The sequence below is a fragment of the Amycolatopsis rhizosphaerae genome (assembly GCF_007713715.1).
Lineage (GTDB): Bacteria > Actinomycetota > Actinomycetes > Mycobacteriales > Pseudonocardiaceae > Amycolatopsis_E > Amycolatopsis_E rhizosphaerae.
Map to the genome: position 1 here is coordinate 1 of NZ_VJWX01000528.1, position 4,862 is coordinate 4,862.

Sequence of the window (4,862 nt, forward strand, 5' to 3'; positions counted from 1 at the left end):
GACTTGCTCCAGCGGCAGGGGCACTACGCGCCGCCGCCCGGGGCGAGCGAGATCCTCGGGCTCGAATGCTCCGGCACCATCGCCGAACTCGGGGAAGGCGTCGAAGGCTGGCAGGTCGGCGACGAGGTGTGCGCGCTGCTGGCAGGCGGCGGCTACGCGGAGAAGGTCGTTGTTCCCGCCGTCCAGTTGCTGCCGGTTCCCGGCGAGGTCAGCCTGGTCACCGCGGCCGGACTGCCCGAGGTCGCCTGCACCGTGTGGTCGAACGTGGTGCTCGACGCGGGGCTCACCGAGGGCGAGGTGCTGCTGGTGCACGGCGGCGCCGGCGGCATCGGCACGCACGCGATCCAGGTCGGCAAGGCGCTCGGCGCCACGGTCGCGGTGACCGCGGGGTCGGCCGAGCGGCTGGAGCGGTGCCGCCAGCTCGGCGCCGACATCACCATCAACTACCGGGAGCAGGATTTCGTCGCCGAACTGGCGAAGGTCGGCGGCGCGAACGTCATCCTCGACAACATGGGCGCCGCCTATCTCGGCCGCAACATCGACGCGCTCGCCGTCGGCGGCAGGCTGGCGATCATCGGGATGCAGGGCGGCACGAAGGGCGAGCTGAACATCGGGAAACTGATGGCCAAGCGCGGTCGCGTCTCCGCGACCACGTTGCGCGCCCGCCCCGCCCAGGACAAGGGACGGATCGTCGCGGACGTCCGGCAGAGGCTGTGGCCGCTGGTCGCGGACGGCCGGGTGCGACCGGTGGTCGGCCAGGTCGTGCCGATGCCGGAGGCGTCGAAGGCTCACCAGGCCATCGAAGAAGGCGCCTTCGGCAAGGTCCTGCTCACGCTCTAGCGGAGCTCCTCCAGCACCCTGATCAACTGGTTGACCTCGAAAACGTTCGAGTAGTGGGCGAGGCCGATGCGGACCGCACCGCCGACCTCGCCCACGCCGAGCGCCGCGAACACCCCGCTGGTGCCGTCGTCGGCGAACGCGCACAGCCCCTGGGACGCCAGGTACTCGGCGACCTCGGGCGCCTTCTTCCCCGCCACGGCGAAGCCGAGCGCGGGGATCCGCCGCATCGCGTCCCCGATCACCGTGACGTGCGGCAACGCCCGCAACTCCGTGGTCAGCTGGGCGAGCAGGCCCGCGTGGTACGACTTCGCCGAGCCCAGCGAGGTGACCAGGCGTTCGCGGCGGGAGCCGCTGGCCGCGTCGTCCAGTCCCGCCAGGTAGTCGATCGACGCCACGAGGCCCGCGAGCAGCGGGTACGCGTGGGGGCCGAGTTCGAGCCGCGCCGGGCCGCGCACCCCCGGTTCGAGGGCCGCCGAGGGCAGCCGTTCCAGCATCTCCGGGTCGCGGAACGCCAGCGCGCCCACCGCGGGCCCACCCCACGCCTGCGCGGAGACCACGATCACGTCGGCCCCCAGTTCCGGCTGGTCCAGCGGGACGAACGGCGCCGCGTAGCTGGCGTCCAGCACGACGGTCGCCCCGACCCGCTTCGCGAATTCGACCACCGTGGGCACGTCGGGACGCGTGCCGACCGAGCCGGAGGCCGCGGTGATCGCGACCGCCTTCGTCCGCGCGGTCACGAGGGACTCGTACTGCCAGGCGGGCAGCTCGCAGGTCTCTATGTCGATCTCGCCCCAGCGCACCACCGCACCGACCCGCTTGGCCGCGTGCTGCCAGGGGATCAGGTTCGCCTGCTCGTCCAGGCGGGACACCACGATCTCGTCGCCGAGCTGCCAGCCTTCGGACATCGCGTCGACCAGACGACGCAACAGCACGGAAGCACTCGGCCCCAGTACCACCCCGGCCGGATCGGTGCCGGTGAGGTCGGCCACCGCCCGCCGGGCGGCGGTCACTATGCTCTCCGCACGCTGGGATGCCGGAAATGCCCCACCCGGTCCGGAGACCGGTGCGCGCATAGCCGTGGACACGGCCGAGGCCACCTGTTCGGGTACCAGCATTCCGGCAGGGCCGTCGAAGTGGATCCAGCCGTCACCGAGTGCGGGAAACAACCCACGAATTCGAGCGACGTCGAACGCCATGCGCACACCGTACGTAGGAGTAATTTGGCAGCGCGTTCGGGGTTGGCCTCTCTCGCCCTGCTCGGCCCGGTGACCTCGGGCGACCGCTAGGCTCGGAAGTGTTGCGTTCAACGTCGCCCAGGCAGGCCAGGATGGAGCAATGACCGAGCCGAACAGGAATTCCGCAGCAGACGAAGCCCAGCACGTGGTCGTCGTCGGCCCCGACGGCTCCCCGGTGGGCACCGCCCGGATCGCCACTGGCGAGGACGACCAGCAGGAATCGGTCGGTGACCTCGTCGAAGAACCGGCGAAGGTGATGCGCATCGGCACGATGATCAAGCAGTTGCTGGAGGAGGTCCGCGCGGCGCCGCTGGACGACGCGAGCCGCAACCGGCTGCGCGAGATCCACCAGACCTCCGTCAAGGAGCTCGAACAGGCCCTGGCACCGGAGCTGCAGCACGAGCTGGACCGGCTGGTGCTCCCGTTCACCGAGGACTCCACGCCGTCCGACGCCGAACTGCGGATCGCGCAGGCCCAGCTGGTCGGCTGGCTGGAGGGGCTCTTCCACGGCATCCAGACCGCGCTGTTCGCGCAGCAGATGGCGGCCAGGGTGCAGCTCGAGCAGATGCGCCGGGGACTGCCGCCCGGCACGTCGGCGGGCCGCGGCGATCACGCGGCTCCCGGCATCAGCGGCACCGGCCAGTACCTCTGAACAGTGTCGGGAACCGGTTTGCGTGGCGGAAACGCGGGCCCGCTACCCCACCGCTACGCAAACCGGGCAAAAGTGCTGTTCGGTGGTGGTGACAGCCCTCGACGGGAGCGGATGCCCAGGGTCGCTACCCTGGGCACGTGCATGCCACCAGCACTGTCGACACGGCCAGTGATGCCGTCGCCCACGGTTCGGCGCCGATCCCGCCGGCCTCCGACAGCCGGTCCTTCGCCCGCGCCATCGCAGACCTGAGGGACGGCTTCCGCCAGCAGGAACTGTGGAGCCACCTCGGCTGGCAGGACATCAAGCAGCGCTACCGGCGGTCGGTGATCGGCCCGTTCTGGATCACCATCAGCCAGGGTGTCATCTCGCTCGGCCTCGGGCTCTTGTACTCGCAGCTGTTCGGGATGCACATCGCGACCTTCCTGCCCTACATCAGCACCGGGTTCATCGTCTGGACCTTCATCAGCGGTGCGCTGACCGAGGGCATGGAGACGTTCATCTCCAACGAGGGCCTGATCAAGCAGATCCGGGCGCCGTTGACGGTGTACGCCCTCCGCACCGTGTGGCGGCAAACGCTGCTGTTCGCCCACAACCTGATCGTCGTGGTGATCATCGACGCGATCTTCTTCACCAGTCTCAACCACCCGTACGGCCTGACCAACGGAGTCTGCGACGCGGGCACCACGATCTGCCACCCCGGCTTCGGCTGGTACTCGCTGAGCGCGATCCCCGCCTTCGTGCTGCTGGCCTTCAACGCGTGGTGGGTGACGCTGCTGCTGGGCATCATCTCCACCCGCTACCGGGACCTCCCGCAGGTGATCAACTCGCTGATCCAGCTGCTGTTCTACATGACCCCGATCGTGTGGCCGATCGACCAGCTCTACGGCCACGGCGCCCGGGCCGCCATGGCGGACTGGGTGGTACCGATCGTCCACCTCAACCCCTTCTACCACTTCGTCCAGATCCTTCGTGCGCCGCTGATCGGCCAGGCGGTGAACGTCGGCAGCTGGCTCGTCGTGGGCGGCATCACCGTGGTCGGCTGGCTGCTCGCGCTGGTCGCCATGCGCAACTACCGTGCCCGCGTCTCCTACTGGGTGTGAGAGAACAACATGGTCAGCATTGAGGTGCACAACGCCTTCGTCGACTTCCCGATCTTCGACGCGAAGACCCGTTCGCTGAAGAAGAAGGTGCTCGGCAAGGTCGGCGGCAAGATCGGCACCGAGAGCAAGGTGCCGGTGATCGAGGCGTTGCAGGACGTCTCGCTCTCCCTGAAGGACGGTGACCGGGTCGGCCTGGTCGGCCACAACGGGGCAGGCAAGTCCACGCTGCTGCGGCTGCTGTCCGGCATCTACGAACCGACCCGCGGCTCGGCCCGGGTCGAGGGCAAGGTCGCGCCGGTGTTCGACCTCGGCATCGGCATGGACCCGGAGATCTCCGGCTACGAGAACATCATGATCCGGGGCCTGTTCCTGGGCATGACCCGCAAGCAGATGGAGAAACGCGTCGACGACATCGCCGAGTTCACCGAGCTGGGCGACTACCTCGCGATGCCGCTGCGGACCTATTCCACGGGTATGCGGGTCCGCCTCGCACTGGGCGTGGTCACCACGATCGACCCGGAGATCCTGATCCTCGACGAGGGCATCGGGGCGGTGGACGCGGCCTTCCTGAACAAGGCCCGTGACCGCCTGGTCGACCTGGTCCGCCGGTCCGGTCTGCTGGTGTTCGCCTCGCACGCCGACGACCTGCTCCTGGAGCTGTGCACGACGGCCATCTGGATGGACGAGGGCCGGATGAAGATGCAGGGCTCGCTGCGGGACGTGCTGACCGCGTACAAGGGCAGGGACCCGTACGAGGGGATGAGCCCGGAAATGGCCGCACGCATCGGGGTGGACGCCGCGGTCGCGGCCGGGGGCGGCGAGTGAGCATGTCCGATCCCGAGGCAGCCCCGCTGGGCAAGGGCGCCGTGGTGGCCGTCGTGGTCACCCGGCACCGGCGTGAACTGCTCGCCGACTCGCTCAAGATGATCGCCGCGCAGACCCACCCGGTCGACCACCTCATCGTGGTGGACAACGGCCCCGACCAGCCGGCCCGGGACGTGGTGGCCTCCTTCCCGCTGCCCTACACGTATCTGC

The 4,862-nt window shown here is 69.4% G+C and carries 6 protein-coding genes; 5 read left to right on the plus strand and 1 reads right to left on the minus strand.

The window, feature by feature from the left end; all coding sequences use genetic code 11:
• On the plus strand, positions 1-840 hold an 840-nt coding region (locus FNH05_RS32285; protein ID WP_144592633.1), incomplete at its 5' end, for an NAD(P)H-quinone oxidoreductase.
• Here the strand turns inward: FNH05_RS32285 and FNH05_RS32290 are convergent.
• Positions 837-2,036: a cysteine desulfurase-like protein gene (locus FNH05_RS32290; RefSeq protein ID WP_144592634.1), complete on the minus strand. Its 1,200-nt coding sequence runs from the start codon at positions 2,034-2,036 to the stop codon at positions 837-839. The two genes, FNH05_RS32285 and FNH05_RS32290, sit on opposite strands and share 4 nt — an antisense overlap.
• Positions 2,037-2,175: 139 nt before the next feature.
• Here FNH05_RS32290 and FNH05_RS32295 point away from each other — a divergent pair, with 139 nt between their 5' ends.
• From FNH05_RS32295 to FNH05_RS32310, 4 genes are all read left to right on the plus strand, one after another.
• Entirely contained in the window at positions 2,176-2,727 is a 552-nt protein-coding gene (locus FNH05_RS32295) for a bacterial proteasome activator family protein (RefSeq protein ID WP_144592635.1), read from the plus strand.
• 137 nt (positions 2,728-2,864) lie between these two features.
• A complete protein-coding gene (wzm, locus tag FNH05_RS32300) occupies positions 2,865-3,827 on the plus strand; it encodes a galactan export ABC transporter permease subunit Wzm/RfbD (RefSeq protein WP_144592636.1) in 963 nt (320 codons plus the stop codon).
• 9 nt (positions 3,828-3,836) lie between these two features.
• Positions 3,837-4,652, plus strand: a complete 816-nt coding sequence (wzt, locus tag FNH05_RS32305; RefSeq protein ID WP_144592637.1) for a galactan export ABC transporter ATP-binding subunit Wzt/RfbE — start codon at positions 3,837-3,839, stop codon at positions 4,650-4,652.
• Positions 4,653-4,654: 2 nt separating this feature from the next.
• On the plus strand, positions 4,655-4,862 hold a 208-nt coding region (locus tag FNH05_RS32310; protein ID WP_144592638.1), incomplete at its 3' end, for a glycosyltransferase family 2 protein.